This window comes from Duodenibacillus massiliensis, assembly GCF_900128485.1.
GTDB classification, from domain to species: domain Bacteria; phylum Pseudomonadota; class Gammaproteobacteria; order Burkholderiales; family Burkholderiaceae_F; genus Duodenibacillus; species Duodenibacillus massiliensis.
The window spans coordinates 1-26,676 of sequence record NZ_LT635861.1; the positions used below are offsets into that span (position 1 = coordinate 1).

At 55.6% G+C, this 26,676-nt stretch carries 25 protein-coding genes; 16 read left to right on the forward strand and 9 right to left on the reverse strand.

The features are described 5' to 3' along the window. A partial coding sequence (locus tag BQ7486_RS07435; protein ID WP_420865555.1) for a transposase occupies window positions 1–459 on the reverse strand: 459 nt, incomplete at its 3' end. 160 nt (window positions 460–619) lie between these two features. After that, window positions 620–1,858 (reverse strand): MFS transporter, encoded by a 1,239-nt coding sequence (locus BQ7486_RS07440; protein ID WP_084765807.1) that lies wholly within the window; start codon window positions 1,856–1,858, stop codon window positions 620–622. A gap of 397 nt (window positions 1,859–2,255) precedes the next feature. Here BQ7486_RS07440 and sstT point away from each other — a divergent pair, with 397 nt between their 5' ends. Both sstT and recQ read left to right on the forward strand, forming a co-directional pair. Continuing rightward, on the forward strand, window positions 2,256–3,515 hold the full coding sequence (sstT, locus tag BQ7486_RS07450; protein ID WP_022372367.1) for a serine/threonine transporter SstT: 1,260 nt from the start codon (window positions 2,256–2,258) through the stop codon (window positions 3,513–3,515). Between the two features lie 172 nt (window positions 3,516–3,687). Continuing rightward, window positions 3,688–5,526: a DNA helicase RecQ gene (gene recQ / locus BQ7486_RS07455; protein WP_074009577.1), complete on the forward strand. Its 1,839-nt coding sequence runs from the start codon at window positions 3,688–3,690 to the stop codon at window positions 5,524–5,526. Window position 5,527: 1 nt separating this feature from the next. Here the strand turns inward: recQ and BQ7486_RS07460 are convergent, their stop codons facing one another. Then, window positions 5,528–6,088, reverse strand: a complete 561-nt coding sequence (locus tag BQ7486_RS07460) for an NAD(P)H-dependent oxidoreductase (RefSeq protein WP_074009578.1) — start codon at window positions 6,086–6,088, stop codon at window positions 5,528–5,530. A 180-nt stretch (window positions 6,089–6,268) separates the two neighbouring features. On the opposite strand from BQ7486_RS07460, the gene BQ7486_RS07465 reads away from it, so the two are divergent. The 3 genes from BQ7486_RS07465 (at window position 6,269) to BQ7486_RS07475 (ending at window position 7,525) form a co-directional block, all read left to right on the forward strand. Beyond that, entirely contained in the window at window positions 6,269–6,520 is a 252-nt protein-coding gene (locus BQ7486_RS07465) for a helix-turn-helix domain-containing protein (RefSeq protein WP_074009579.1), read from the forward strand. A gap of 92 nt (window positions 6,521–6,612) precedes the next feature. Further along, window positions 6,613–7,071, forward strand: a complete 459-nt coding sequence (locus BQ7486_RS07470) for a hypothetical protein (RefSeq protein WP_074009580.1) — start codon at window positions 6,613–6,615, stop codon at window positions 7,069–7,071. 166 nt (window positions 7,072–7,237) lie between these two features. Further along, the gene (locus tag BQ7486_RS07475) at window positions 7,238–7,525 is read left to right on the forward strand and encodes a hypothetical protein (RefSeq protein ID WP_074009581.1); all 288 of its coding nucleotides are present in this window, start codon (window positions 7,238–7,240) and stop codon (window positions 7,523–7,525) included. Between the two features lie 98 nt (window positions 7,526–7,623). On the opposite strand, the gene BQ7486_RS07480 is transcribed toward BQ7486_RS07475, so the two are convergent. Then, entirely contained in the window at window positions 7,624–8,184 is a 561-nt protein-coding gene (locus tag BQ7486_RS07480) for a superoxide dismutase family protein (RefSeq protein WP_074009582.1), read from the reverse strand. 350 nt (window positions 8,185–8,534) lie between these two features. Then, window positions 8,535–10,346: an aryl-sulfate sulfotransferase gene (locus BQ7486_RS07485; protein ID WP_074009583.1), complete on the reverse strand. Its 1,812-nt coding sequence runs from the start codon at window positions 10,344–10,346 to the stop codon at window positions 8,535–8,537. A 149-nt stretch (window positions 10,347–10,495) separates the two neighbouring features. Here BQ7486_RS07485 and BQ7486_RS07490 point away from each other — a divergent pair, with 149 nt between their 5' ends. Both BQ7486_RS07490 and BQ7486_RS07495 read left to right on the forward strand, forming a co-directional pair. Then, the gene (locus BQ7486_RS07490) at window positions 10,496–11,422 is read left to right on the forward strand and encodes a LysR family transcriptional regulator (protein ID WP_022372361.1); all 927 of its coding nucleotides are present in this window, start codon (window positions 10,496–10,498) and stop codon (window positions 11,420–11,422) included. A gap of 3 nt (window positions 11,423–11,425) precedes the next feature. Next, window positions 11,426–11,881 (forward strand): GNAT family N-acetyltransferase, encoded by a 456-nt coding sequence (locus BQ7486_RS07495; RefSeq protein WP_143183110.1) that lies wholly within the window; start codon window positions 11,426–11,428, stop codon window positions 11,879–11,881. A 59-nt stretch (window positions 11,882–11,940) separates the two neighbouring features. On the opposite strand, the gene BQ7486_RS07500 is transcribed toward BQ7486_RS07495, so the two are convergent. Next, window positions 11,941–13,764: an aryl-sulfate sulfotransferase gene (locus tag BQ7486_RS07500; protein WP_074009584.1), complete on the reverse strand. Its 1,824-nt coding sequence runs from the start codon at window positions 13,762–13,764 to the stop codon at window positions 11,941–11,943. Between the two features lie 159 nt (window positions 13,765–13,923). Here BQ7486_RS07500 and BQ7486_RS07505 point away from each other — a divergent pair, with 159 nt between their 5' ends. Further along, a complete protein-coding gene (locus BQ7486_RS07505) occupies window positions 13,924–15,180 on the forward strand; it encodes a LysR family transcriptional regulator (protein WP_074009585.1) in 1,257 nt (418 codons plus the stop codon). A 1,420-nt stretch (window positions 15,181–16,600) separates the two neighbouring features. Here BQ7486_RS07505 and BQ7486_RS11940 read toward each other — a convergent pair. Next, complete coding sequence (locus BQ7486_RS11940) at window positions 16,601–16,765, reverse strand: hypothetical protein (RefSeq protein WP_154666316.1); 165 nt, start codon at window positions 16,763–16,765, stop codon at window positions 16,601–16,603. A gap of 127 nt (window positions 16,766–16,892) precedes the next feature. Here BQ7486_RS11940 and BQ7486_RS12385 point away from each other — a divergent pair, with 127 nt between their 5' ends. From BQ7486_RS12385 to BQ7486_RS07540, 6 genes are all read left to right on the forward strand, one after another. Beyond that, window positions 16,893–17,021 (forward strand): hypothetical protein, encoded by a 129-nt coding sequence (locus tag BQ7486_RS12385; RefSeq protein WP_268874086.1) that lies wholly within the window; start codon window positions 16,893–16,895, stop codon window positions 17,019–17,021. A 245-nt stretch (window positions 17,022–17,266) separates the two neighbouring features. Further along, window positions 17,267–17,929, forward strand: coding sequence for a thiol:disulfide interchange protein DsbA/DsbL (locus BQ7486_RS07520; protein ID WP_074009588.1), 663 nt, complete (start codon window positions 17,267–17,269; stop codon window positions 17,927–17,929). A 25-nt stretch (window positions 17,930–17,954) separates the two neighbouring features. Next, the gene (gene dsbI, locus BQ7486_RS07525; RefSeq protein WP_074009589.1) at window positions 17,955–18,626 is read left to right on the forward strand and encodes a protein-disulfide oxidoreductase DsbI; all 672 of its coding nucleotides are present in this window, start codon (window positions 17,955–17,957) and stop codon (window positions 18,624–18,626) included. A 304-nt stretch (window positions 18,627–18,930) separates the two neighbouring features. After that, window positions 18,931–20,118 carry a cystathionine beta-lyase gene (gene metC, locus BQ7486_RS07530; RefSeq protein ID WP_074009590.1) on the forward strand — a complete coding sequence of 396 codons (1,188 nt, stop codon included), beginning with the start codon at window positions 18,931–18,933 and terminating at the stop codon, window positions 20,116–20,118. Between the two features lie 241 nt (window positions 20,119–20,359). Continuing rightward, window positions 20,360–20,809, forward strand: a complete 450-nt coding sequence (locus BQ7486_RS07535; RefSeq protein WP_143183112.1) for a MarR family winged helix-turn-helix transcriptional regulator — start codon at window positions 20,360–20,362, stop codon at window positions 20,807–20,809. Between the two features lie 75 nt (window positions 20,810–20,884). Beyond that, entirely contained in the window at window positions 20,885–21,265 is a 381-nt protein-coding gene (locus BQ7486_RS07540) for a cupin domain-containing protein (protein ID WP_074009591.1), read from the forward strand. A 46-nt stretch (window positions 21,266–21,311) separates the two neighbouring features. Here the strand turns inward: BQ7486_RS07540 and ade are convergent, their stop codons facing one another. Continuing rightward, complete coding sequence (gene ade, locus BQ7486_RS07545) at window positions 21,312–23,072, reverse strand: adenine deaminase (RefSeq protein ID WP_074009592.1); 1,761 nt, start codon at window positions 23,070–23,072, stop codon at window positions 21,312–21,314. 161 nt (window positions 23,073–23,233) lie between these two features. Between ade and BQ7486_RS07550 the strand changes: the two genes are divergently transcribed. Beyond that, window positions 23,234–23,803 carry a substrate-binding domain-containing protein gene (locus BQ7486_RS07550; protein ID WP_074009593.1) on the forward strand — a complete coding sequence of 190 codons (570 nt, stop codon included), beginning with the start codon at window positions 23,234–23,236 and terminating at the stop codon, window positions 23,801–23,803. Window positions 23,804–24,051: 248 nt separating this feature from the next. Next, window positions 24,052–25,341 (forward strand): ATP-binding protein, encoded by a 1,290-nt coding sequence (locus BQ7486_RS07555; RefSeq protein ID WP_204207008.1) that lies wholly within the window; start codon window positions 24,052–24,054, stop codon window positions 25,339–25,341. A 7-nt stretch (window positions 25,342–25,348) separates the two neighbouring features. Here the strand turns inward: BQ7486_RS07555 and BQ7486_RS07560 are convergent, their stop codons facing one another. After that, window positions 25,349–26,431 carry a hypothetical protein gene (locus BQ7486_RS07560; RefSeq protein ID WP_074009595.1) on the reverse strand — a complete coding sequence of 361 codons (1,083 nt, stop codon included), beginning with the start codon at window positions 26,429–26,431 and terminating at the stop codon, window positions 25,349–25,351. Window positions 26,432–26,676: the final 245 nt, after the last annotated feature.

The following is a 26,676-nucleotide window of genomic DNA, read 5'->3' on the forward strand; positions in this document are numbered from 1 at the left end:
GGCACTCACTTCAACGTGGTACTGACTTCTGATGAACTCAGAGATTTCACGGGTAGACAATCCGCGTCCATATAAATCGATGATGGCGTCATCGAAGTCATTGAAATGCCGTGAGTGCTTGGGTACCAGGCGGGGAACATAAGTCCCCTTGCGATCGCGGGGAACCTGGATTTCTATATCGCCTTGATTGCCGTGAAGCGTTTTCTTGCTGTACCCATTGCGTTTGTTTTCAACGCGCTCAGCCGACGATTCCTCTTCGTTGAGATTTTCGTCTTCCTGTGTCAAATGGTGCTCCAGTTCCCCTTGCAGGGCGGCGTTGATGAAGCGTTGGGCTACGATCTTCATCGCTTCGTTGAAATGAGCCTGCGTTAAGGCCGTTAAGCCGCCGGCTTCCATCAGTTGCTCTGCAGCATCGTTCAGAATGGCCTGCTGGTCGGTAAATTTTACGGTGTCGTTTATTTTGGGTGTACGGTGTGCCACGGTGATTCCTTTCGCGCCCTACGGGAGCGCTATTATCGCTTGGACACAAAAAACATTACATCCTCGAAAAACCGGAGAAAGACGAAAAACCCGAGAAGGCTGAAAAGGCCGAAGAACCGGCGAAAAAAGACGCCGCGTCTTAATCGGTTTCCCCCGTATCGTCACCGGCGTACGGGGGTATTTCTTCGGTGTCTTTCACAGCCGCCGCAGCAATGAGCGAAAGGCCCATAAAAAGCGCACAGGCAAAGTAGGGCATGCCCGCCGTAAAAGCAGCGGGGGCGTTTGCGGGAAACATCAGTAACGGCGTGCCGATTGCGGGCGCCACGGCCCCCGTGAGGGAATTGAGTGAACTCACGGCGCCGATCGTTGTGCCCTGATGTTCCGGCGCGGTTCTGCGGCTGATATCCCCGGTGATCATGGGGCCTGCGGCGCCTGAGACCGCGTACAGGCAGCAAAAAAGCGCCGCCACAAAGCCGTTACCGGTGAGTGCCACCACGGCTAAGGCTGCGGTCCCTGTGGCAAGCGCCGTAAAAACGATTTTGCGGGGTGTAAGCCGGATCACAAGGCGCGGCAGGAGCCACCCCTGCACAAAGGAGATGCTCAACCCAAGAGCAAAGACCGAAAGGCCGATTAATAACGGCGTAAAGCCGTAGCGGTACTCGGTGTAAAGCGCCCACGTGCACTGCAAGACGCCGGTCGCAAGGCTTGAAAGCGTGAGAACGGTGACAAGAAGCCGGTTTTGCGGCATCCGGATTAAGGCCCAGACCGCCGCAAAGGGGTTGTTGCGTTTAAGGGAGAGAGGTGCCGTGTCGCGGGTTTTAAGGGATTCCGGCAGGACAAAGGCGCCGTAAAGGAAGTTGGCAAGGCAAATCACGGCCGCGCACATAAAGGGAAAGCGCACATCAAACTGTCCGAGTACGCCCCCGAGAGCGGGCCCCAGCACAAAGCCGATACCGAAAACCGCACCGATTTTCCCAAAGCCTGAAAAGCGCTGAACGCCCACCGTGACGTCGGCGATATAGGCCTGCGCGACCGTCATATTGGCGGAGAGCATCCCGCCCAAAATGCGGCTTCCTAAAATAAGCCAGAGCGACGTGGAAAACGCGGGCACCGCAAACATGAGCCCGAGCCCCAGAATGCCGCCCAAGAGCACAGGGCGCCTTCCGATGCGGTCTGAAAGGGCTCCGAGTAACGGTGCACTTAAAAACTGCATCACGCCGTAACTCAACATAATCGCGCCGTACCACGTCGTCTGCAGATCGCGCGTGACGGCAAGCTCTCCGATTAACCGCGGCAGCACCGGCACAATAAGGCCGATACCGAGGGCATCCAAAAAGATGCACACGAGAATAAAGCCGATACGCGGTGTGACGGGCATGGATTAACGGGACAATGAAGCGGTCGCAATGCGCCTGATGATAAGAGCTTTCGGGATGAAAAGAAAAGCGGACGGATTTGCCGCGGCCCTGTGTCCCGAACGGTCCCGGAAAACACGCGAAAAGCGCGTATTTTCTAGGTCAGAGTGCCTATTTTGCGCGTGTTTTGTTGCTTTTGTCTGTTGTAGTGACGTATTCTCCCTGCATTGAAACAATTTTTAAGCACGCAGGTGATCCTGCCGGCAGTTGTTGCAGGTGCGCTCTTGAAAAGGAGGGCCTGCACTCTGACGGCGGGCGGCGTTGGTTTATGCCGAAGACGGTGCACGGGGTGTCAGATTCTCATTCCGCGGCCGGCTTTTTCCCTGAGACGTGCGGTTTTACCTCTGACGGAAAATAAAAATGAGTGAAGTCAACAGAAAAACCCTGATGCACCGCGCCATGCCGCTAATCTTGGGAGGGTCGCTCGTCAAGCAGATCCTCGTTGCTTTGGTGCTCGGTGCCCTCACAGCCTACTTTGCCCCGCAGGCCGCCGTGAGTCTCGGGTTTCTTGGTACCGTGTTTGTCTCGGCCTTAAAGGCTGTGGCGCCGGTTCTGGTGTTTGTGCTCGTGGTGGCCGCTGTCGCGAACCAGGACGTGCACGATGAAACGCATATGCGTCCGATCGTGGTGATTTACCTGGTCGGCACTTTTGCCGCCGCCGTCACAGCGGTTGTGGCAAGTTTCCTTTTCCCGGTCACAATTGAACTTGTGACCGAAGGCGCGAAGGCCTCTGCGCCGGGCGGCATTCTCGAGGTGCTCCGCAACCTCGTGATGAGTATTGTTGATAACCCCGTGCACGCCCTTTTAAACGGCAACTACATCGGCATTCTTGCCTGGGCCCTCGGTATGGGTATCGCCCTTCGTAAGGCTAGTAACCGCTCGCGCGAGATGGTTAACGACATCTCCGACGGCGTGGAATTCATCGTGCGCGTCGTGATCCGCTTTGCGCCTGTCGGTATTTACGGGTTGGTTTCCAACACCTTTGCCACGGCCGGTTTTGCCGCGCTGGTGGGCTATGTGCAGTTGCTCCTCGTTCTCATCGGCTGCATGCTCTTTGTGGCACTGGTCCTGAACCCCCTCATCGTCTGGTTCTGTACGCGCCGCAATCCCTATCCCCTCACTTGGATGACCCTGCGTGAGTCCGGTGTGACCGCGTTCTTTACGCGTTCTTCGGCCGCGAACATCCCGGTGAACCTGAACCTCTGCCGTAAGCTCGGGTTACCGGAAAGCACGTTCGGTGTGTCGATTCCCCTGGGTGCCACGATCAACATGGCCGGTGCCGCCATCACGATTACGGTTTTGGCGTTGGCTGCCTGTCACAGCCTCAACATTCAGGTGGATGTGTTCACTGCTATTCTTCTCTCGGCGGTCGCGGCGCTCTGCGCCTGCGGTGCGGCGGGTGTGCCGGGCGGGTCGCTTATGCTCATCCCCTTGGCCTGCAGCCTCTTTGGCATTGATAACGGTACCGCCATGCAGGTTGTGGCCGTGGGCTTCATTATCGGTGTGCTGCAGGACTCCGCGGAAACGGGGCTCAATTCTTCTTCGGACGTTCTCTTTACGGCGGCAGCCTGCTTAAGAGCCAAGCGCCTGCAGGAAGAAGCGGCCAAAAAGCCTCTGTAACTTGCTGAAGTGTCTCCCCTGACGGGAGGCCGGACCGGCACGGTTTTTCCGAAAATTTTCGGGTGAACGTGCCGGTTTTCTTTTTCTGTCTTAAGACGGCAACGGGGGCGGCGCAGGTACAATCCCGTCCGTCATCGTTGGGGACCCACGGCCCCTGTTTTCGGAGAGCAAATTGGCGCAGACGGCGCAGGACATTCTGGAATCGGTTTTCGGCCTCACGGCGTTTCGCGGCTTTCAAAAAGACGTCATCGAAACGGTGGCCGCGGGCGGCGACGCGCTCGTACTCATGCCCACCGGGGGCGGCAAAAGCCTCTGCTACCAGATTCCGGCGCTGATGCGCTCCGGGATGGCTGTGGTGGTCTCGCCCTTAATTGCGCTCATGGCCGATCAGGTAAGGGCCCTCTCCGACGCCGGTGTCAAAGCCGCCTACATCAATTCCACGCTTGCCTGGCCTGAGGTTGCCGACATCAAGCGCCGTGCTGCTGCCGGTGACGTCGATATCCTTTACGTTGCGCCCGAGCGATTGGTGCTCGAAAGCACGCTGCAGTTTTTAAGTACGGTTAGGCTTTCGCTTTTTGCAATCGATGAAGCGCACTGCGTGAGTATGTGGGGGCATGATTTTCGCCCGGAATATGCGCAGCTTTCGGTGTTAAGGCAGCGGTGGCCCGAGGTGCCCCGCGTTGCGCTAACCGCCACCGCAGACCTCGCGACCCGGGAAGAAATCTGTGAGCGGCTTTTGGTCAATCCCAAACGCTTTGTCGCAAGCTTTGACCGCCCCAACATCCGCTACCGGATTGTCGAAAAAGATCATGCGCAGCACCAGCTCACGCACTTTATTGAAGATGAGCACCGGGGCGAAAGCGGCATTGTCTACTGTCTGTCGCGCGCCAAAGCTGAGAGCACGGCCGAAAAACTCGTGGCCCGCGGGATTAATGCCCGGGCGTATCACGCCGGAATGGACAGTCAGATGCGCCACGACAATCAGGCGTGGTTTATCAATACGCCCGGCGCCGTGATCTGCGCAACGATTGCTTTCGGTATGGGTATTGACAAACCCGACGTGCGGTTTGTCGCACACATCGATATGCCCAAAAGCATTGAAAACTACTTCCAGGAAACGGGGCGGGCGGGCCGCGACGGCAAACCCGCGCAAGCCTGGATGTGCTACGGGCTCGCTGATGTCGTAAACCAAATGCGCTTAATCGAGATGAGTGACGCGGACGATCTCTACAAACGCCGCTCGTCCATTAAGCTTGACGCGATGTTGGCGCTGGCCGAAACCGTGCACTGCCGCAGAAAGCTGCTTCTCAATTATTTCGGCGAAGAAGCGCCGGAGACCTGCGGCAACTGCGACAACTGCCTCGAGCCCCCTGAGATTATCGATGCAACGGTCGCCGCTCAGAAACTCGTGAGCTGCATCTGGCGTTGCAATAAACTGAGCGGCCACACCTTCGGCGCGCGGCATATCGTGGATGTACTGCTGGGTAATCCCACCGAAAAAGTGTTCGCCGAAGGGCATGACAAGCTTTCCACTTTCGGTATCGGCAAAGACTTGGATCCGGATCAGTGGAGGCGTCTTATCCGCCAACTCATTGTCCTGCGCATTCTTACGGTGGATGCGGAGCGCTACAGTGCCCTTGCGCTTGCAGGCGGCCGGGCCTCCGAGCTTCTCAAAGGAAAAATCCGCGTGACGATGCGCAAAAACGGCCTGACGGCAACGAAAGCCAAGTCAGGCCGGCGCGGGAACAAAGAAGAATGGAACCCGTCCGAAGAGACGCGCCTTCTTTTTGAGGCACTGCGTGCCTGGCGGCTTGAAGAGGCCCGCCGGCTCGAGCAGCCCGCGTACTGCATTTTCTGGGACTCGGCGCTCAAAGCAATTGCGCAGGCTAAGCCCGGGACAATCGAAGAGATGCGCCGTATCGACAGGATCGGAAACGGCCGGATCGAAAAATACGGCGAGGCCCTGCTTGAGGTCATCAAAGTCTTTGAAGCCGACGACACCCGCCTGTGATTTACGCCGCTTTCGTAAGAAGCGCGGCGAGTGCCTCACTGTGCGCTTGAGCGCGCGCTTTGATGCCCTTTAAGTCGTCTTCTGTGGAGACGCCTTCGATAAACATCATGCCGCCCGAAAAGACCGGATCGGTGTTTCGCATCCTGCAGTAGTGGGCCGTGAGAAAAAGCGGCGCGCACATAGCCTTGACGGGAGTGCCGTCAATCACGGGGTTCTCAGAAGAAATGTCTTCGCCTGCGGTAAAGGAAAAGACGGCCAGTTTGTCTTTTAACGCCGTGCCGCTCGTGCCGTAGGCAAAGCCGTGGGTGAGCACGTCGTCAAACCACTGTTTGAGAAGCCCCGGCACCGAGAACCAATAGAGCGGGAACTGAAAGACGATGATGTCGTGATCGGTGAGAAGTTTGTGCTCAAGCGCGAGGTCAAAGGCTCCGTTACGGCAGCTGTCCGCAATGTTGTGTACGTTGATCTCAGGGAGGCGCCGCGTGACTTCTGCGATGATGGCGTTGTTCGCGACAGACTTTGCGGGATTCGGGTGGGCGTTAATGAGCAGAATCTTGGACATTTCTGTTTTTTGGGTTGTGTTTGTAATGGAACGTATTGTGCCTTGTTCCAAGGTTTTGCCGCCGCCTGATCTTGGCAAAAGTGTCTGCGTTTCTGCCGGAATTCAAAATATCACTATGAGTAATATTTTCAAAATGTTCGTTATAGTGATAAACAGAGTTTTCGGAAAGAGGTTATCCGTATGCCGCTGCCCGTTATTGTTCGCCTCCCGAACCAGATGTCCGTGCTTTTGAGGGCGCGGAGAAAGTACCTGAGAATTACTCAAAAAGATGTTGCTTTCAGGTTGGGTATCACGCAGCCTCGGGTTTCCTACCTTGAACATCACCCGCAGGCAATCAGTCTTGAGCAGCTGATGCGCTGGCTTTGGCTGCTCGACATAGATTTGGCGCTTTGGCCGCGCGAGAGGCAAGAACACGTGGAGACGGAGCGGTGAGTGTCAAGTGAGCTTTCGCCGATTTTGTTCCTAAAAAGTAGGTTGTAGTCTGAGCTCGGTGAGGGCTTTGCCCTCTCGGCCACCGCACGAGCATGTACTGGGGTGCGCATCTCGGGACCTGCTACGACCTGCAGATGGCTGACGTGAGAACCCGCGCCTTTGTGTCCTACTTCTTTGACGCGCGTGACAAAGAAGACTACGAGCAGGCTCAGGGCACGGCGTCTGCCCCCCGCTTTGACTACGACGGCTTAAACAGCCACCGTATCCAGATCGGTGGCTTTGCCGAATGCGCGCTTTCTGACGCCTTCCGCCCCTATGTGGGTCTTACCTTCGAACAGATTCTTTCTGCTGAAGCCAAGAGCAGCGCAACGGACGCTCAGGGAAGCCTTGCTCTCCGGGGCTCCGACATGGAAGGTAGCACCGGTATTGTTTCTCTCGGCTGGACCACAGGTAACGCTGCGGACGGATTCTCCTTTGAAGCCGGTCTTAACGGCTGCTTCGGCGAACGGCGCGGTGTGACCGGTCCGGTGCAGGCGAACCGGAGGTTCTGACCGACAATTTCTCCTTGATCAAACTCTGAAATACACTCGGTTCGGGCACACGGGGCACATAAAACCTGTGTGCCCGAATTGTTTCTGTTGTGTTGCGGCGTTATGCCGGGCGTTGCGGCGGCTGTGATTTCGTAGAATCAGCAAAGAGATACCGCAAGGACACGCGATGGCAGAACCCGCTCAGAAAAACAGCAACAGCAGCAGAGACGCTCAGTGCGCAGCAGGCGGCTTTTGCACGGCGCTTTCAGTGGTTTTTCGTCCGTTGGTGTGGCTCATTAAAGGACTCCTTTCCGTGCTGGCCGCCGTCTCTCACGTGCGGGATTTTCTTGTCTTTGTTGCCCAAGTGAGTTCTCTGCCGGTCCGGATGGCCGTCTACTGCGGGATGAGTGCCGTCATCGTGTTTTTCTTCTGGACGGCGGTGAAGTGGGGCCTGACGGCCGCGGGCATTCTTTAACCACGGATGAAAATCGTCCTTCCATGAAAAAAGAGCTCTGACTTCACAAAAAATCAGAGCTCTTTGACTGCCGGCACAAAGACCGGTACAGGCAGCGGTTACTTGATGATGCCGCAGGCCATGCGGGCGCCGCCACCGCCGAGCTTGGCGGGATGGTCGTGGTAGTTGTCACCGCCCACATGAATCATGAGAGAGTGGCCCTTCAATTCATTAACGCTCTTGAGTTTCGGGGCAAGAACCGGCGTCACAGCCGTGCCGTCCGCGGCAACAAAGAGACCGGGAAGGTCACCCTTGTGGCCGTTCTTATCCCACGGGAAGGAGTGCACGCCCTTCTTTTCCGGATCCCAGTGGCCGCCCGCCTTCATCCCAAGACCGTCGTCCGTCATGCCGCAGTCCGGATTTTGGTGCACGTGAAAGCCGTGCATGCCGGGGGTGAGGCCTTTCAAATTCGGGTAAAGCGCCACACCGAAGGGGGTGTTTACAGCCACCACGCGGCCCACGGCGGTGTTGCCGTCTTTGCCGAGAAGGTCAATGTTGATCACAACCTTTTCCTTGGCCGTCATCGGGTCGTAGAGCTTGGTCTGATCAGCGTCAGCAAGCGCTGCGGTTGAGGCCGCAAGTGCCGAGCAGAGCGCGAGTGTCTTGAGTGCGTTTTTCATTGTTTTTCCTCATTTGTCTTCGCAGTACCGGAACTTCCGGCGGGGGAGGCAGCTGCACTGCTTTTCTTGAAAAAATTAAAACAGAGGAAACTGAAATGAAACTTAAAAAAAGCGGAGACAATGGCGGATATTGGCTGAGCCGATCGGCCGCAAACCCAGTCTCATCAAGCCTTGGATGGGGGTTCGTCCGTGATGCGGGACCCTTAAGGTATCAATGTGTAAGATGCAGAAAAAAGATCAATCTGCGATCCGGATGTATTTGCCGAAAAAATCCCGCCGCGGTTAAAAAACCGGGCGGGCAAAAAGAGGAGAAAGTGACGGCGGGGCCCCTTGAGAGCCCCGGGGGTTTCTTACTGGTTAAAGGCCTTCTTCACATCAACCGGAAGCGCGCGGTAACCCATCGTGCTCTTTAACTGAATTTCAACAGAAGGTTCCTTAGCACCCCACTTGAATTCATTGATGATGGGGTTAGGCGCCTCCGTGGCGAAGTTCTTGAAGTTAAGACCGGCGGTCGCGGAGTACACAAAGACCGAGTTCTTGTCCTTTTCGTACTGCGTCACAGAGGTAATCGGGCTGTACCACTCAAAGCCGCGGTCCTTGCCGTATTCCCAGACTTGCTGAATCGTCATCTTCTTCTGATCGATCTTGTAGATGACGGCACGGCTGTACTTCATTTCAGGAAGCGGCGGCTGCTCCATGCCGCGGGCGTCACCGTTGTCAAACACCGAGAGATAGAAGGTGTTCTTGTCCGACATCTCGTCGATACGCCAGCCGGTGTGCTGAGTCCACGTCCAGTCAAAGCCCTGTTCGCATTTGCTGCCTTCGCACTTAATGGGATTACCCTTGGCGTCAACCGGTGTCAGAAGCTTATCCTGATAAGGTTTCTTCCAGCCTTCATGGGACGCCACGATCCACTTCACCTTCTTGTCGCGGCCGATCTTCACAAGCGCTGACTGATGGCGGGAAGAAATAATGATGGAGTCGTCGCTCGGGTCGTAGTCAACGGAATTGACGTGCGCCCAGTTGCGGCCCGCACCCACACCCGCGATATCGCCGAAGTTGTTGTTCTTATCCATCGCAACGAGTTCTTCCGCGGAAAGCGTCTTACCTTCCTTCGTGGCGTCAATATTTAAGCACACGGCACCCTGGTCCATCGCCTTAATGACGTTGTCGCGGTAGGGATCGAGAATCTCAAAGAGACGGAATTCATCGACGGCGTTACCGTCCTTGTCGACTTCCAGAATCACGTCGCGCACGGTGTGCACGCGCTTACCGTCGGGGCGCCGGTAGTCAGCTGAGGAAACACGCAGGAAGTAGTGGCCGTTTTGTGCGGGATCCATGGCGTGCGAGAAGTCCGCGTAACCCGCAGGAAGCCTGCGGTTAAAGACTTCGCGGCCGAGAAGGTCGTACTTGGCGTAGCGCTGGCCGTAGCCGAAGGTAAGCATCCCGTCCGCGGTCTGATGAAAGCCCATCATGATGCCCGCCTTGTAGATATTTTCCGGGTCGTAAATGGGATCGACGTACATGTACCAGCGGACTTCGCCCTTGGTGTCAATGATGGCGTTTTGCGGATAGTAGTTCCATTCGAGAGCGCCGCCCATCGGGTTATTCCAGACGACACGGGCGAGTTTCCCGCCCGTGGAAAGGAAGTTATTGATGAAGTAGAGGCGGTCGGAGAATTCCGGCGCGACCTTCTTTACTTCGGTCTCAAACATATTCTTGTGCTGCGCCTGAGAGCCGTTGATTTCGGTGTAGACCGCGGGAGCGTAGGTGCGGTAGACCTCTTTTTCAACGCGCTTCGTTTTCTTGCCGTCAACAATGGTGTAGGAGACTTCGATGGTGTTCACGTAGTCCGGATACAGACCGAAAACGGGAATGCCGGCGTGGGTGCGAAGCGCCGTGTCGCTTACGTGATACTTGATTTCCTGACCGCCCTTTTTGGGAACGATGCGCACCGTGGCGTCCTTTAAAACATAGCCGCCGTTTTTAATGACGGCTGTCAAGGGCGCAATTTTGTAGGGGTTGCCGATCAGTTCGCCGATCTGGCCCTGGGTGACATAGTGCACCGTGGGGCCGCTCGAACCCCCGCCCGCGAGCGTAACGGCGGGTGCGAGAAAGGCAGCTGAAACAAGCGCTGCAGCGGCTTTAACGGAAAAGGACATACGGGACATGGGTTGTCTCCTCATGAGTCTTTCTTTGGTGATGTGCGTGGGCTTAATGCCTGGGTGTTAGGTTAGATATCGCCCTGATACTCTGCTATTGTGAATTTCCGCGTCCGAACAATCAGAATCGGAATTGGCCCGTTTCTTCCATGAAAAAAGAGAATCTTGACCGCGAGGCGCTTTTGCTCCTGAAAGCCCTTGTTGAAACCCAAAACCTCGTGCGCGCGGCGCAGTCGCTTGATATGCCCGCAGCAACCGCTTCAAGAACGCTCGCAAGACTCAGAGATCTTTTCGGCGACACGCTCTTTACCCGCTGTGCCGGGGGCCTTACGCCCACCGCGCGGGCCCTGGAACTCGCGGCAAAAGCACAGGCTGTGCTCTCTGACATGGAAAAGCTTCTGGAACCCGCCGTTTTTGATCCGGCAAGCCTCAAGCGGAGTTTCCGGATTGCCTGTGTGGATCACGGGGTTTTCTTTGTGGCGCCCGCCGCGGCACAGACGGCGCGGCTGGCGCCGGGCGTGGAACTTGAGATTGTGGAATTTGCCAATAACTGGGCTTCCGACCTTCAAAACGGAGAGCTTGATTTTGCGATTTCCCCGGTGGATGAGATCCCCGCGGACTGCATGAGTCTCACGCTCGAGCACTGCCGTTCGGTTCTTTTGATGAGGAAAGACCATCCCCTGGCGTTGGCCTGCCGCGCAGCGGGCAAAGGCCCGAGCCTTGAAGACATTCTGAAGTTTCGTTTTGTGGAGCTTGTCTTTCGGCCGACGTGGCTCTACCGGCGCATGATGACCATGGGGCCTGAAGCCTGGCGTGAGCGCTCGGTTGCCGTCAGGACTCCGTACTTTTTCAGTGCCGTTGAGATGGTGAAGCATTCGGACCTTCTTTTGAAGGCTTCCGAAATGCTTGCTGACACCGTTTTGCCCGGAGGGTCCCTGGCCGCTGTGCCGGTTCCTGACGTCCTGCACGCCGACTTTGAACCCAAACTCATCTGGAACCGGCGTACGCACACGGACCCGGCAGCGCAGTGGCTGAGGTCCCTCATTGCCGGATCCGTCAGCCACAAAACGTCATAAGCCATGCACGCGACCGATATCACAGTCCGGGAAGTCACTGAACGCAAGAACAAACTCATTGCTGAACTCACCGCCCCTTGGGAGGCTTCCGTAAGAGCCACTCATACCTTCCTGACGCCCGAAGGCATCGCCGAAATCAGGGGCTTTGTGCCTCAGGCTTTCCGGGCCGTGGCGCATTTGGTTGTCGCAGAACGCTGGGGCCGCGTGCTCGGGTTTGCCGGGGTTGAGGGAGAGCGCCTTGAGATGCTCTTTTTGCTCCCTGAGTTGCGGGGTGAGGGCCTGGGACGGGTGCTTTTGACGTTTGTCGCTGAAACGTACAGCGTGAACGAACTCACCGTGAACGAAGATAACCACGAGGCCGTGGGCTTTTACGAGCACATGGGGTTTAAAACGTATAAGCGCACAGACACGGATGAAGAAGGGAGGCCCTATCCGCTTCTTTACATGCGGCGGGCATGAAAAATCCCCTGCAGGGCTCACCGGCAGGGGATTTCAGGTGTCAGGTCATTGACGCAGGATTACTGCGAGAAAGCCTTTTTCAGATCCACGGGCATAGCCTGATAGCCCGAGGTGTTTTTGAGCTGGATTTCGACGGACGGCTCTTTTGCACCCCACTTGAATTCATCGATGTAGGGGTTCGGAGCCGACTCAAAGGCACCTGTCTTAAAGTTAAAGTTTGCACCTGCGGTGGCTGAATACACAAAGACCGAGTTCTTGTCGGGCATGTATTCGGTAAGCGACGTCACCGGGCTGTACCAGGCGTGGCCGCGCTCTTCACCGTACTGCCAGATCTGCTCAACCGTCATCTTCTTCTGGTTGATCTTGTAGATCACGGCGCGGCTGTACTTCATATCCGGCAGCGGTGGCTGTTCCATCCCGCGGGCGTCGCCGTTATCAAAGACTGAGAGCGTAAAGATATTCTTGTCGGACTTACTGTCCACTCTCCAGCCGGTGTGCTGCGTCCACGTCCAGTCAAAGCCTCCTTCGCATTTGCTGCCTTCGCACTTGATGGGGGTACCCTTGCTGTCAACGGGCTTAAGAACCTTATCGGCAAAGGTCTTCTTCCAGCCTTCCGACGACCCCATGATCCACTTCACCTTCTTGTCGCGGCCGATCTTGATGAGCGCCGACTGATGGCGCGAAGAAATGATGATGGAGTCATCTGTCGGGTCGTAGTCAACGGAATTGACGTGCACCCAGTTGCGGCCCGCACCGGATCCCACGATGTCACCGAACTTGTCGCTCTTATCCTGTTCGGCCAGCTGCTCGGCAGACAAGGTCTTGCCGGCCTGGCTTGCGTCGATATTGAGACACACCGCACCCTGATCAAGGACCTTGAGAACGTTGTCGCGGTAGGGATCGAGAATGTCAAAGAGGCGCCATTCGTCAACGACGTTACCGTTCTGATCGACTTCGATGATGACGTCGCGCACCGTGCGCACGTGCTTGCCGTCAGCGCGGACGTGATCAGAGGATGCAACACGCACGAGGTAGTGCCCGTTTTGCATCGCGTCCATAGCGTGGGAGAAGTCGTTGTAGCCGTCAGGGAGTCTGCGGTTAAAGATCTCGCGGCCCATAAGGTCGTACTTCACGTATCTCTGGCCGTAGCCCCAGGTAAAGGCGCCGTCCTTATTCTGACGGAACCCCATCATGATGCCGGCACGGTAGATGTCGTTGTTGTTGTAGATCGAAGAAGGCTCCATGTACCAGCGGATTTCGCCCTTGGTGTCATAGATCGCGTTTAAGGGATAGCGGTTCCATTCCAGAGCCCCGCCCATGGGGTTGTTCCACACCGCGCGGGTGGAATCCGGTGTTGCCGCGATCATGTTGTTCACAAGGTAGAGGCGGTCGGAAAAGGCCGGATCCATCTTTTTGACTTCGGCCTTGGGGAAAGCCGAGTCAACGCCCGCGTAGCCTGCCGTGCGGAGGTTTGCGGGGCCCGCGTAGATGTGGTACTTCTCGTTGGTGACCTTTTCGCTCTTGCCGTTCGCGAACTTCGTGTAGGAGACTTCAACGGTGTTGCGGTAGTCGGGATAAAGACCGAAAACCGGAATGCCGCCGTGGGTGCGCACCTGGGTGTCGCTCACCTTGTACTTGATTTCCTGGCCGCCCTGCTTGGGGACGATGCGCACAGTGACGTCGGTTAAGGTGTAGCCGCCGTTACGGATCACGGCTGTTAAGGGCGCAATGCCGTAAGGATTCATGTTCACCGCGCCGATTTTGCCGGTGGTGGGATAGGTGACGTGGGGGCCTGAGGCGCCGCCGATAGCAAAGGCGCCGGAACTCACGGTTAAGGTCGCAACGGCACAGGCTGCGCTCAGAAATGTCTTTTTGACCTGCATGGAGATTGTCTCCTTTGGTTGGAAGTGAAGTGCTTTAAAGCCGCCAGAGACCGGGGGAAGGGAAATCGGTCGGATCAGCGCGCCTTAAATGTTGAAAACGAGTCTAAAAGTGAGTGCCCGGCGTTACTATCGAGAGATACGGCATCACTCTTGCAAAAAATGACGAACCAATTTTTAGAAAATGAAAAGCTCGGGGCCTTAACGCTTGAAGACCTCGTCTTTTTCGTGACGCTCTGCGAGGAGCTCTCGCTCTCGGAAACCGCCAAACGCTGCTCGCTGAGCCTTTCAGGCGCCTCGCGCACGATGAAAAAACTCCGGGAGGTTTTTGACGACAAACTCTTTCTGCGCTCGATGCCGGATTCGATCGCCACAGAGCGCGCTCTGGAGCTCTATCCCTTGGTGAGCGACATCGTGGAAAGGGCCGGGGCGCTTACGCACTCCGCCGTGTTTGATCCCGTGAAACTTACGAAGACCTTCCGGATCGGAGCGGTGGATAACGCGCTTTTTGCGGTGATGCCGGAAGTGGTGAGGGTGTTTTTCAAGGAGGCCCCGCACGCAAGGCTTGAGGTCGCGCAGGTGGGCTCCAACCTTCTGGCTGAACTTGAAAACGGGCATCTCGATTGTGCTGTGTTCCCTTCAACGCTCACGCTGCCGCACGGCTACGGGTCTTTGCGGCTTTATCCCGTGAAGTACGCGCTCTGTGTGAGAGAAGGCCATCCGCTTCAAGCGCTTTATGAAGAAAAAGGGAAGGTGACGACAGACGACATCGCAAAGTACCGCAAAGTGAGAATCTCCAACGAGTCCGCTTCACAGACCTCGTTTTATTCGTTGGACGAGCGCACCTACCTCGGGGAAGACGTGCAGGACTGCGCGGTGGTGGTGCCGTACTTTCTGTCAGTGCCGACAATTCTGCAGGAAACAGATTTCACCGCAACGCTTCCGATGCAGACAGCGCTCAGAATGCAGCAGACGATTAAAAGCCCCTCGAAGGTTATTACGCATTCCGGTGTGACCGTTGTGCTCGTAAAAAACCGCCCATACAACAATTGGTTGCTGAGCGGCTATCGGAACGAGACAACGGGTGACACCGTGCCGGCCTTTGACGTCCACGGAGCTACTGACTCTCGCCCTACACCTGGCCGAACGAGAGGAGGAGCCGTTGCTGATTCCTATGAGACAATTTTAGGGGCCACGGTTCTCACCGTCAAACGTTCCGAAGACGGTTCTATCCAAGGTGTTTTCGATCCGGCAAGCGGTAAGTCTTACCTTATTGTGGTGATTCCGGCCGAAGTTCCTTTGGACAACACCAAGGGGAGGGAGTTCTTTTACACGCAGTTGATCTGGCACGAGCGCGTCGCGCGCGATCCGGCCATGCAGTGGTTCAGAGGGCTTTTTGCGGCCTACGCCACTGCTTAGCAGCAGTGACGGGCTAACGCCGGACAAAATGTTCCTGCCGGGGTGGGTCAGGTTTTATGTCGTTTTTGGGATCAGCTTCTGTGTCGCTTGACAGGTTGAGACGAAAAAAACACAGGCAGGAAAGGCAAAAACCGGGGATCGGCCGGTATGGCTGAGGTTTTAAAGCAGAAAAACGTGCGGCGCCGGTCCGGACTGGGCCCGGCGGCCCGAAAAAATTATTTGCTTGTTGTCTTCCGGCTGCCCCGACTCAAAAAAGAGTCCGCCGTCTTTCGTCTTTTTGTCATGGATCCGTCAGAGCCCTGCCATTGGGCTGACACAGCAGCATCGCACAATGCAGCACACACAGGCAGAAGATCCCAATACAACCGGTGTGCCGCCGAAAGGACAACGCCTCTGCCCGCTGCCGCGGTGTTTCGGCACGGCGTATCCGGTTTAAGCATCAAACCCAAAAAATGAAACGTCGTCTTTTTATCCAGTCTGCGCTCGGCGCCTTCTTTATTCCCGCGGCCGCTAAACAACTCGCGCTTGAAAGCGCGGGGTTTCCTGACACGGTGCAGGCTTTCCCGTAACAGGCAAGGTTTTTGAGGCCTTGTCTGCCCGGGCGTCCCCTGCACCACAGGAACATTTAAAACGCAACCGCTCTACGGCTACGGGCTTCATCAGCTCGATCCGTCGGTTCCGGCGAAGGACTGCTNTAGACAATCTTTTTTCCGGCGGCTTTAACGGTGCCGTCCGCGTTGCAGCACTCCCGATTCGTGTCTCTGCGGGAGCGGTCCATGGCACGTAAAAGACGCGCAATCTCCTTTTCCTGAGAGACAGTGCCCGCGCTTACCAAAATCTTTTGCTGCCACTCGGGGCTGTAAAAAGTCATGGTCCTCGGGCCCGGATCAACAGCCACCTTGAGATCCTTGGGAGCATAAACGTGCTTGACGGGCGGTACGCCTTCGACAATGAGCTGAACAAAGTAGCGCATACGGCCGCGGATCATCCGCCGGACAAGACGGCAGTATTTGACACGCTTAAAACCGGACGGATCTGTTGCTGAAAGAAGAGCTTCTTTCTGCCAGGCATCCGGCGCTTCAGCCTTTATCACCAGATCCAGAACCTCGAGCGTCCACGTCTTAGCCTTCCAACGCAACCCTGTTTTGTTTGATTTTCCCTCAACGCTGTGCAAGCCCCGTTTAGCACTCTTAAACCGCGGCTGACCGCCCTGATGAAGCAGCCAGCGCTCAATGCCCTGCCAGACACGTGTGGCAATTTTCTGCGCTTCGTTGATGCCGATGCGCTTTGTAAAGCCGCCCTTGGCACGGTGCTCTTTCACGACATCATGCAGGGCATACTCGGAAAGGCGGGCGGACTTCTGAATTTCCTTAAACCGCTTGTTGCGGTCTTTGCCCTTGGGCATCGCGGCCGTGAGCTTTCATGCTTCAGTGCTTTTTATGGCGCGCACGCGTTTCTTTGCTGTTCCAAGAACAGCATTGAAGAGCTGGCGTGCATCGGAGAAGTAGGTCTCCAGTGCACTTTCCTGATCCTCTCCGATTTTCAGGCCCAGCTCGATGACAAAGGACGGTGTGCGCGATTTCATAGCGGCTGAATATACCTTAAGCGAAAACTATGTGCATGGTTTGGCTGCGTTTGCTCCAAGATTAAAAAATTTCGAAAGCCCGCATTCCTCCCGGGGCTCAAGCCCCGGGCTTCCTGCGGGAAATTCAGTGAACCAAGGCATGGTGGAGCGGTCGCTCCCGCACAATGTGCTCGGCATCGTGAGCGTGGACCGCGATCACAATGTGTACGTTCAGGGTATTTACGACGAGAGAAGTCACGTCTGCAAAAAGGCCTGAGCGGGTTGAGTGCGGCTGATGTGCTGCGCACACGGGCACTTACGCTTTAGCGCGTGATTATCAAAAAAGAGGCGGCTTCGGTCGCTTTTTTCATTTTTTGAATAATCGTGTTTCGGTTTGCGGATGTTGCTCGCTGTAATCGTCAATTTCGCAAAACGGGTCCTGCACCTAAACTGCCCGTACATAAAAGCACACAGCGTAAGCCTGTGTGCGGTAACCGACATACTTCAAAGGATAAGCACATCATGCAGCGCAGAACTCTCGTGGCCGCCGCGGCCGCTTTCGGACTGACTTCCACCGCACTTTCGGCCTTCGCCGCCGAAAAGGGCACCCAGTATGTGGTGCTCGATAAACCGCTCCCGAACGCCGAAGGCACGCTCATTAAGGTCTTCTCCTACGACTGCCCGTTCTGCTACAAGTACGACGTGGGTGTTGATCCGCGGGTGCTGCCGCGCATCGAAAAAGAGGTGGGCTTGAAATTTAAGCCGATGCACCTCGAAACCAAGGGAACCTACGGCCGCTGCGCAAGCGTGTTTCTTGCGATGTGCATGCTCCGGGACGAAAAAGCCGGTGTTTCCATTGAAGACAAGAATTCGCTCTTTAAGAAAGCCAAGGACGCGATCTACAACGCCTACCACCGTAAGCAGGAGCGGTGGACGGCCGGCGAATCGGCGTTTTTGAAGACCATGACCGACGCCACGGGCCTCACCGCCGCCGACTACGAAGCCGCGAAAAAGGATGCTGCCGTGACGGCCTTGGCCGACAGCTGGAAGGTCACCTATGACGTCGCGAAGATCCAGGGTATTCCCGCTTACGTTGTCAACGGCAAGTACCTGATTATGACCAAGAGCATCCGTAACTTTGACGGCATGGTCTCGCTTGTGAAAGAACTCGCGGCCATGAAGTAAGCCGGTGGCGCAAAGGAGAAAAACTATGCAATGCATGTCTTGGTCGGGGCGCCTTAAGGCCGATCCCGTCGGAGAAATTGCCCGTTGGTCAGACATGCGCTGGCCGTGGTTACTCATTATCTTTTTAAGCTGCGCCCTCGTTGTGATTGCGCACAACGTGTTTCAGGTGTGGCTCTACATGAAGCCCTGCGAGCAGTGCGTCTACATCCGCTTTGGGTTCCTGGTGGTTGCTTTGGGCGCTTTGATTACCGTCATTAATCCCAAAAACCTCATTCTGAAGCTCGTCGGGCTCGTGGTGAGCGTTTACGGGGCGGTCTACGGCCTCATGTGCTCCTTTAAGCTCTCGGCCATTCATCACGCGATTCACGGTGACGATATGGAGGCGGTCTTCGGGATGCAGGGGTGCTCTCTGGAACCGAAGTATCCCTTCGGGCTTGCGTTGGAAAAGTGGGCGCCGGACTGGTTTTTGCCCACCGGTGACTGCGGCTACGACACGGCGGTGGTGCCTGACGGTACGGTGCTTTCTTCCGCGCAGCAGTTTTTGATCAACATGTATAACAGCGCCGACAGCTGGTATCTGATTCCGGCCTGGAAGTTCATGAGCATGGCGCAGTGCTGCATCCTCGCTTTCGGTGTGGCGCTCGTGATGGTCGTGGTTTTAACGGGCTCTTCGTTCTGGAAACGCTTTAAGGCCTGAAGACCGCATTACGGACGTAAAGCTTCTCAGCGCCGCTTTCCTTTGCCGGGAGCGGCGTTTTTGTCGCCGGCTGATGCGTAATCTGTCGAATCTAACGTTAGAAACGTTAGATTAGGCCGTTTTTTGTCAGATTAGGCGTTAGAAAAACCAGCCGTGACCGGTTTGTGAAATGGGTCGGATCATTGTGAAAGAGATCGGGCAGCATGGTAAAGACGCAGTCTCGCGGTAATGCCTCAAAAGTGCTCAGGCGCCGCCGTTACATTTGGCTGTATCCTTTCCGGACTTGTGTCGTAAGGAACTTTTCATGACCAACAAAACGCCGGGCGACAAAACGTTGCTCACGCACGCAGGGCGCCCTTTTAATCCGGCTTTTCCGTACGTCAATCCCCCGGTGGTGAGAGCTTCCACCGTGCTTTTTGAGTCCGTGCACCGCATGCACGAGTGCGAAGCGCACCGCAATACCGGCATCAAGGACTCCCCCACTTACGGGATCTGGGGCACACCCACGCATGAAGCGTTTTATGAGGCTTTAAAAGCCCTTGAGGGCCCTGAAGCCGTCGGCGCCTGGGCGTTTTCAACGGGGCTTGCGGCCTGCACAGTGCCTCTGATGGCTTTTGTGAGCGCCGGAGACCATGCGCTCTTTGCCGACACGGTCTACGGCCCCACGCGCGACTTTGCCGAAAACGTGCTCACGCGCTTTGGGGTGGAGGTGGAGTTTTACGAACCCAGAATCGGCGCCGGGATTGAAAAGCTCATCCGCGCAAACACCAAACTCGTGATGATGGAAACGGTGGGTACGCACAGTTTTGAGCTGCAGGACGTGCCCGCGATTGCCGCCGTGTGCCGTAAGCACAACGTCATATCCGTCATTGACAACACGTGGGCAACGCCTCTGTACTTTAAGCCCTTGGATCACGGCGTTGACATGGTTATCCACGCAGCAACGAAGTACATTGCGGGGGCTTCTGACCTGATGATGGGCGTGGTGATCTGCAACAAAAAAGCCTGGAAGCCCGTCTTTCAGCTTGTGGCCGACACCGGTCAGGCAACGCCTTCGGACGACGTTTATCTCGCGTATCGGGGACTGCACAGCATGGCCGCGCGCATGAAGGCCGCGGAAGATGGCGCCGCTCAGGTTATCGCCTGGTTTAAGGCGCAGCCTGAAGTCGAAGCCATTCTCTGGCCCGCAGACCCCGATAGCCCCGACTATGCGCTCTGGAAGCGGGACTATAAGGGAGCGTCACCCCTGTTCGGTGTGCGCTTTAAGCCCGAGTGGGCGGGGAAACTGGAACCCATGGTGGACGCCTTAAAACTCATCGGCCGCGGGTACTCCTGGGGCGGCTACGAGAGTCTTCTCGTGATGAGTTACGGAAAGCGCACGACCGGGAAGGTTCCCTTTGACCGGATGATCCGCATGGCGGTGGGCCTGGAAGATCCGGCGGATCTCATTGCGGATCTCGAGCAGGCGTTTGCAGCGTTAAGGAACCACTGATTTCCAACGGCCGCAGAACACGTAAGCCGCTGTGTCGGGTGACTGACAGAGCGGCTTTTGCTCTCCTCAGAGGATTTTCGCGGGAGCGGGTTAGCGCCGACTCTTACCAACTTATCCGCGGTTATCCGAGAAATCCATAAAAACCCCGGCAAACCCGCTGAATTCCGTGCTGATTTCCATTGAGCTGTCGGTCAGTCAGGCGAACTTTGCGGTTTTTCTTTGCTTCCGCTATATTGTTCGTATGCGAACAAATAAACATACACCGTCACCGGCCCAAGAGCTGCCGCGAAAGATCGCCCGTCTGCATGCTTTGACGCGCGCCCGTATCGAAGCGCTTTTGGCCCAACACGGCATCACCGATATTGAGCCCTGCCACGGGGATATTTTTACGGTGCTTTTTGCCGAGAAGAGCCTGCCGCTTACGGAACTCGCGGCAAAAACGCACCGCTGCAAGTCAACGGTTTCGGTGATGGTGGGGCGCCTGGTGAAAGCAGGGTGGCTTCAAAAAACAGCTGATCCCGAGGATGCGAGGCGCATAACGGTCGCTTTAACCGAGAAGGGCCGAAAGATTGAGGGCATTTTTGAAGCGGTGTCTGAGGCGCTTATCAAAGACCTTTCCGCCGGTTTTACCGAAGAAGAGCTTCGGGTCTTCGAGGGGCTCATGGACCGGATGTCGGGTAACTTTTCCTGAAAACCAATTTTTTTCTTTAACTACATTGTCTGCGGTCATTTTGTTCGCAGACGAACAATTTAGGAGACCATCAAAGTGACAAACAACAACTTTGCACTGCTGCACACGGGTGATGCAGCCCGTCAGGAACTGCATGACGCGCTGGGACTTACGGGCTGCGAGGTATCGGTGAATACGCTGCCCGCGGGCGCCGGCATTCCTTTTGTGCACGCGCACACCAAAAACGAAGAGGTTTACGGCGTGTTGGCCGGAAGCGGTGAACTCTGGCTTGACGGGGAGACGCATCCCGTCATGAAGGGCGATTGGTTTCGGATTTCGCCTGCTGGTAAACGCGCTTTAAAAGCGGGAGCGGAAGGCATGAGCTACATCTGCATTCAGGCTAAGGCCGGAAGTCTTGAGGGCTTTACTGCTACGGACGGCGTGCTTTGCGAGGAAAAGGCTCCCTGGATGAAGTAAGGCCGGGTGAGGTTAAGAGCGGGGAGCCTGGATGCTCCCGTTTTTGTCAGACCTCAACCGTGGTAAACGCAAAGCGCGTCACATCAAAAAGTCCCATATCGGTGAGCCTGACGGCCGGAATGACGGGTAAGGCGGTAAAAGCCATCGTCATCACCGGGTCAATGCCTTCGGCAAAGTCAAAAAGAGAACGCAGTTTCGCGTAAAACGCCGCTTGTTTTTCAATAAAGACTTCGGCTGTCTCCGTTGTCATGAGACCGGCAACGGGAAGCGCGAGCAGCGCTTCAACGTGCCCCTTTTTCACCAAAACCATGCCGCCTCCGGTACAGCGAAGTGCTTCAGCCGCCGTGAGCATATCCGCATCGCTGCCGCCCGCGATGATGAGGTTGTGGCTGTCGTGGGCGACGGTGACCGCAACGGCGCCGTCCATGCGTGCATCTTCCCGGATGTAACCCGAAAGGATTGCAAGACCGCGGTTTCCTGTGGCGTGATGCCGTTCAATGACGGCAAGCTTCACCAGGCCCGGATTGCGGGCGGCGTCAAAACGGCCGTCTGAGGTCACCACGGGCCGGATGTCTTCTTCGGTGAGAAGATCGTTTGGCACAAGCCGGATCACACGCGCCTGCCTGCCGGTGAGCGGGAGTGCAAAGGTCTTTTCTGAGAGCGGCCCGGTATTGACGCGCGAGAGCACGGTGTCGGGAATTGTTTTGACGGGGGCTTTCCAAATGATCTGGCCCTCTTGTGCGGCAAGGCGGCCTTTTAAAAACACGTCCGTTACGTTGAAGTCCGTGAGGTCGTCGACCACCGCAAGATCAGCGCGCCAGCCCGGTGCCACGGCTCCGACTTCTTTCAGACCGTAGTGCCGTGCGGCGTTAATCGTCGCCATACGTACGGCTTCCATGGCGGGAAGTCCTTCCTCAACCGCGATTCTGAGGTGCTTTTGCATGTGCCCGCGTGCCTTGACATCGCAGGCGTGCGCGTCGTCGTTACAGAAAAGGCAGGATGCGGCGTTCTCCGGCGTGACGGCTTTCAGCAGCGTTCTGAGCGTGCGTGCTGAAGACCCTTCGCGCAAGTTAACGGCCATGCCGCAGGCAATGCGCTCTCTTACCTCCTCAGGCGTGGAACACTCGTGATCGCTTGTGATGCCGGCCGCGGCAAAGCGTTGCAGATTAATGCCTTTGACGCCCGGCGCGTGACCGTCCACAGGCCGCCCCAAAGACCGGGCAAGCGCAATCTTTTTGAGTAGTTTTTCGTCGCCCGCCAACACCCCGGGTACGTTCATGACTTCGGCCAGGCCCAGTACCGTGGGATCGTTAAAAAAGGGGGCAAGATCGTCGGCTTCAAGCACGGCGCCAGCGTGCTCAAAGGGCGTTGCAGGTACGCAGGAAGGCAGCATGAAGCGGATGTCAAGCGGGCAGCCTTCGGCGTTTTCGATCATGAAACGGATGCCCTCGGTTCCCAGTACATTGGCAATCTCATGGGGATCGGCAACGACGGTCCCCGTGCCTTCCGGGACAACGAGATCGCTGAAATGCGCCGGCGTGAGCATCGAGCTTTCGATATGCACGTGCGAGTCAATAAACGCAGGAAGAATGGTTTTTCCGGTGAGATCGACGATTTCTCTGGCTTTGACGCTGCCCGTGGGAACAAGTCCCGTGATGCGGTCACCAGTTATGAGCACGTCGACTCCCGTAAGCCACACGCCGTTAAAAACATCGGCCGCGACGGCCCCGGTGAGACAAAGATCCGGCAAGCTGGCGGCAAGGCGCGCTTGGAGGTTGCGGACGGCGGGGGTGAGGGTGTCGGGCATGGCGGAGTCCTTGGGGAGGCCGGGGCGGACGCCGGCGGATGGTTTTTTTGCTGGTGTGGCAGAGGTTGTCGCCTTAAAAACAGGCGGCTGCCGATGCTGATGAGAGTATATGCAGTCTGAGCCTCAACTGACGCAGGCCTGACCGATAAGAAGCGCAATCCGTGAAAAACCTTCTGCCGCTTGTGAGCGGCATCACCGCGACGACCAGTACGTCACCGCAGCTGCTGGAAAGTCTGCAGAAGCGCGAAATCGATCTTGCCTTTGTGACGGGCGCGTTTTCTGAGGTGCAGGGTGTTGCCAGAGCGCTCATTTACGAGGATGACGCCGTGATTGTGCTTCCGGCAGACCTGGCAGCACAGAAAAAGGGCCCCTGGAGTTGGGACGATCTGCGCTTTTGCGGTCTGCCCTTAATCCGTTTTGTCCGCGAGGGCGGTGGCGGCCGGCTGAACGAAAGTTTCATCAGCACATTGGGCTTTGATTTTCCTCAGCGCATCGAAGTCGACAACAACAGCACGATGCTTTCGCTGGTGGAAAAAGGGGTGGGGTGGGCGCTTGTTGTCTCCTCTGTCTTCCGGCAGTACCCCGATGACAACGGGCGGCTGTATGTGCAAAGGCTTCCTGACGCACAGTTAAAGCACGCAATCTATCTGATTTCCCGTGAGCGGAAGATGCCCGAGACCGTTGAAGCCGTGGCATCAGAGGCAAGGAAAATTACGCTGAAAGTCGCTTGAAAGAATGTAGAGATAGGATAAAAAGTCCCTTGAAAAAATGTTTATTAGTAGCTGAAAGTCGCTATAAAAAGTGTTTGATTTGTATGAAAACTCCATTGAAAAAATGTAAATTTGATACGAAAAGTCGCTATAAAAAATGTAAGATTAAACAAAAAGTCGCTTGAAAAAATATTAAATACATAGTTAATTTATTGATAATAGACTGTTTTATTCGTATGTCACTGAAGAGAAAGATCTACTCGAAGTTTTTGGAATGGAAAAGCGATCCGAATCGGATGCCGCTGGTTGTCAAAGGGCTGAGGCAGTGCGGAAAAACCTACTCTGTGCTGGATTTTGCGCGCAAAAATTACACTCATGTGGTGTATTTGAATTTTGAAGCCTATCCGCAGTTAGGACAGGCGTTTGAGGGGACGCTGGCGGTTGACCAGATCATGATGATGGTTTCAGCGCAGTTGGGCAAAACTTTAACGCTTGTTCCCGGTAAAACCGTCATCGTCGTGGATGAAATTCAGAAGTGTCCGCAGGCGCGTACTGCACTGAAGTTTTTTAAGATGGACGGGCGTTATGACGTTATTGCCACAGGGTCGCTGCTCGGCGTGAACGGTCATGGTGATGACGCGTCATCGATACCGGTTGGCTATGAGACGACACTGACGATGCGGCCGCTGGATTTCGAGGAATTCCTTTGGGCTAACGGTATTCCTGAAGCAGCGGTCGGAATGCTTAAGAATGCTCTGGTATCTGAAACGCCGGTGCCGGAGCCGTTACACGGACGGATGCATGAGCTCTTGCTTCAGTACGCGGCAATCGGAGGAATGCCGGCTGTTGTGGATGCCTTTATTACAACGCACAACATGAGCCTGGTGCTGCAAAAGCAACGTGATCTGCTTAACTCCTATCGCGGCGATATGACGAAATATGCGCAGGGTTCTGACAAGACGCGCATCAAGGAGTGCTTTGACTCCATTCCGAGGCAACTGGCTAAAGAGAACAAGAAATTTAAGTATTCCGAGGTGAAAAAGGGGGGACGCGCCAGCGAGTACCTCGGCACGCTGCAGTGGCTTGAGGATGCGGGCCTTATCCATCGCTGTCGTAATGTGACCATCACGGAGTTGCCGCTGGAGGTTTTTTCGATGGAGGACTGCTTCAAGGTCTACCTGGCGGATACGGGGCTTTTTATCGGGATGCTTGAAAGGGGTACGGCAGCCGATATTCTGACCGGAAATCTCACGGGCAGTAAGGGGGCTATTTTTGAGAATCTCGCAGCCGATATTCTTACAAAAATGGGCAGAAAAATTTATTACTTCCAAAAGACCTCAGGTCTGGAGGTGGATTTTCTGATCCGGTACAAAGGTAAATGTGTTCCGCTTGAAGTGAAGGCAACGAGCGGTAATGTGAAAAGCACAAAGACGATTCTCAAGCACCCGGAAAAGTATCACGTGGAGAGTGCAATTAAGGTCGGACGCTATAACGTTGGACGAAACGGCAATATTCTGACCATACCTTTTTACATGCTCTTTTTGCTCACGGATTATTGACGCGGCTTCAGCTCGTGAAGGCAAGAACCCAGCGCCTGAAAAACGGATCCGTGAGCTCAAACGCTTCATCGGTTTTCGTGATGTCTTCGGAACGCATGAGTTTGGAAAGTGCACTGTAGGTGGTGCTTGTCGGGCTGCTTCCGTCGTTAACCGGACGCCCGAAAAGCGCAGTATCTCTGATGACGCGGCGGTCAGTCAGCGTGAGGGAAGTCCAGAGCACCAGATAATTCATGTCGTGCCCGGAGACGACTTCAGCCACAGCGGCTTCAAGCGCACCGTCTTGCAGAGTGCGTCCGTAAAGACTGAGTTGATCAAAAAGGGCAGCTCCCAGTATCCGTGTGTAATGCGGGTGGCCGTGCGTGATGTTGAAAAGTTCCTGTGCGGTTTTGCGGGCATCTTCTCCTGCAACGGGGCTGAGTAATTTTGCGAGGCAGACAACGCTGTCTTTCCGCGCGGGGGATTTAAGTGCAACAACGTCAGCCAAGCTGTAAAAGGGGCCTTTGGGCTTAGTGAAGAGATCCGCGGTGAGTGCTTGCGAATACACGCAGAAAACACAGACCGCATGCCTGAGTTTTGAAAGTTCAGAGCTGAGTTTTTCGGTTGGGGCTTTGCCAAAGAGAAGGACTTCGGCAAACTCGTCAAAGATTACGGTGAGGCCCGGTTTTTCGCGGCCGGCGGCGTCTATCAGACGGACGGCGTCTTCTAAAAGCACAGTGCCGTCCGATGTTGCAGGGAAAGTGACGCTGAGCCTTTCCGGGGTGAGCTGAAGTGTGATTTCGGGTATTACGCGAAAGTGCGCGAGAAGCCGGGAAAAGCTGCGGGACTCAACACTTTGCAGTACGGCCTGCACGATGAGTGCTGCAAATGTCTGTGTGCTCACCGCTTTTTGCACACGCACCGTGACGGCGGGCAGTTTGCGGTCGGCGGCGGTTTTTTCAACAACCCTTACTGCACCGAATCCGCGCGGGGCCGTGAGAGCGAGATGCCTTCCGGACACAAGAGCGGCTGAAAGGGCTTTGTGTTCTTTTTCGCGTCCGGGAAACGAGAGGGTTTCAAGAGCGTCATCGGAGCGGAAGGGATTGACGTACATATCGCAATTTTTCGTAACGAACTTCTAAGGGTTAATCCTATCGAAAAATTTCGATATCCGGGATGGTTTGGAAAGAACAAACCCGAGCAAGCTTTCCGGTGTCGGCAGCTGCTTATGACTGCTGTTATGTTTATCTAATCATATATCTAATTGTTATCTCATCACAAGATATTTAAATACTTGTATTAAACAGTTTTGTATGTTGATATAATGGAATAAATATATTGTGATTATCTAATCATAAT

Bases quoted from the DNA above. Each gene is read 5' to 3' on its own strand.
- BQ7486_RS07440 (WP_084765807.1), bottom strand. From the start codon at position 1,858: ATGCCCGTCACACCGCGTATCGGCTTTATTCTCGTGTGCATCTTTTTG.
- sstT (WP_022372367.1), top strand. From the start codon at position 2,256: ATGAGTGAAGTCAACAGAAAAACCCTGATGCACCGCGCCATGCCGCTA.
- BQ7486_RS07460 (WP_074009578.1), bottom strand. From the start codon at position 6,088: ATGTCCAAGATTCTGCTCATTAACGCCCACCCGAATCCCGCAAAGTCT.
- BQ7486_RS07465 (WP_074009579.1), top strand. From the start codon at position 6,269: ATGCCGCTGCCCGTTATTGTTCGCCTCCCGAACCAGATGTCCGTGCTT.
- BQ7486_RS07470 (WP_074009580.1), top strand. From the start codon at position 6,613: ATGTACTGGGGTGCGCATCTCGGGACCTGCTACGACCTGCAGATGGCT.
- BQ7486_RS07475 (WP_074009581.1), top strand. From the start codon at position 7,238: ATGGCAGAACCCGCTCAGAAAAACAGCAACAGCAGCAGAGACGCTCAG.
- BQ7486_RS07480 (WP_074009582.1), bottom strand. From the start codon at position 8,184: ATGAAAAACGCACTCAAGACACTCGCGCTCTGCTCGGCACTTGCGGCC.
- BQ7486_RS07485 (WP_074009583.1), bottom strand. From the start codon at position 10,346: ATGTCCTTTTCCGTTAAAGCCGCTGCAGCGCTTGTTTCAGCTGCCTTT.
- BQ7486_RS07490 (WP_022372361.1), top strand. From the start codon at position 10,496: ATGAAAAAAGAGAATCTTGACCGCGAGGCGCTTTTGCTCCTGAAAGCC.
- BQ7486_RS07495 (WP_143183110.1), top strand. From the start codon at position 11,426: ATGCACGCGACCGATATCACAGTCCGGGAAGTCACTGAACGCAAGAAC.
- BQ7486_RS07500 (WP_074009584.1), bottom strand. From the start codon at position 13,764: ATGCAGGTCAAAAAGACATTTCTGAGCGCAGCCTGTGCCGTTGCGACC.
- BQ7486_RS07505 (WP_074009585.1), top strand. From the start codon at position 13,924: ATGACGAACCAATTTTTAGAAAATGAAAAGCTCGGGGCCTTAACGCTT.
- BQ7486_RS11940 (WP_154666316.1), bottom strand. From the start codon at position 16,765: ATGAAATCGCGCACACCGTCCTTTGTCATCGAGCTGGGCCTGAAAATC.
- BQ7486_RS07520 (WP_074009588.1), top strand. From the start codon at position 17,267: ATGCAGCGCAGAACTCTCGTGGCCGCCGCGGCCGCTTTCGGACTGACT.
- dsbI (WP_074009589.1), top strand. From the start codon at position 17,955: ATGCAATGCATGTCTTGGTCGGGGCGCCTTAAGGCCGATCCCGTCGGA.
- metC (WP_074009590.1), top strand. From the start codon at position 18,931: ATGACCAACAAAACGCCGGGCGACAAAACGTTGCTCACGCACGCAGGG.
- BQ7486_RS07535 (WP_143183112.1), top strand. From the start codon at position 20,360: ATGCGAACAAATAAACATACACCGTCACCGGCCCAAGAGCTGCCGCGA.
- ade (WP_074009592.1), bottom strand. From the start codon at position 23,072: ATGCCCGACACCCTCACCCCCGCCGTCCGCAACCTCCAAGCGCGCCTT.
- BQ7486_RS07560 (WP_074009595.1), bottom strand. From the start codon at position 26,431: ATGTACGTCAATCCCTTCCGCTCCGATGACGCTCTTGAAACCCTCTCG.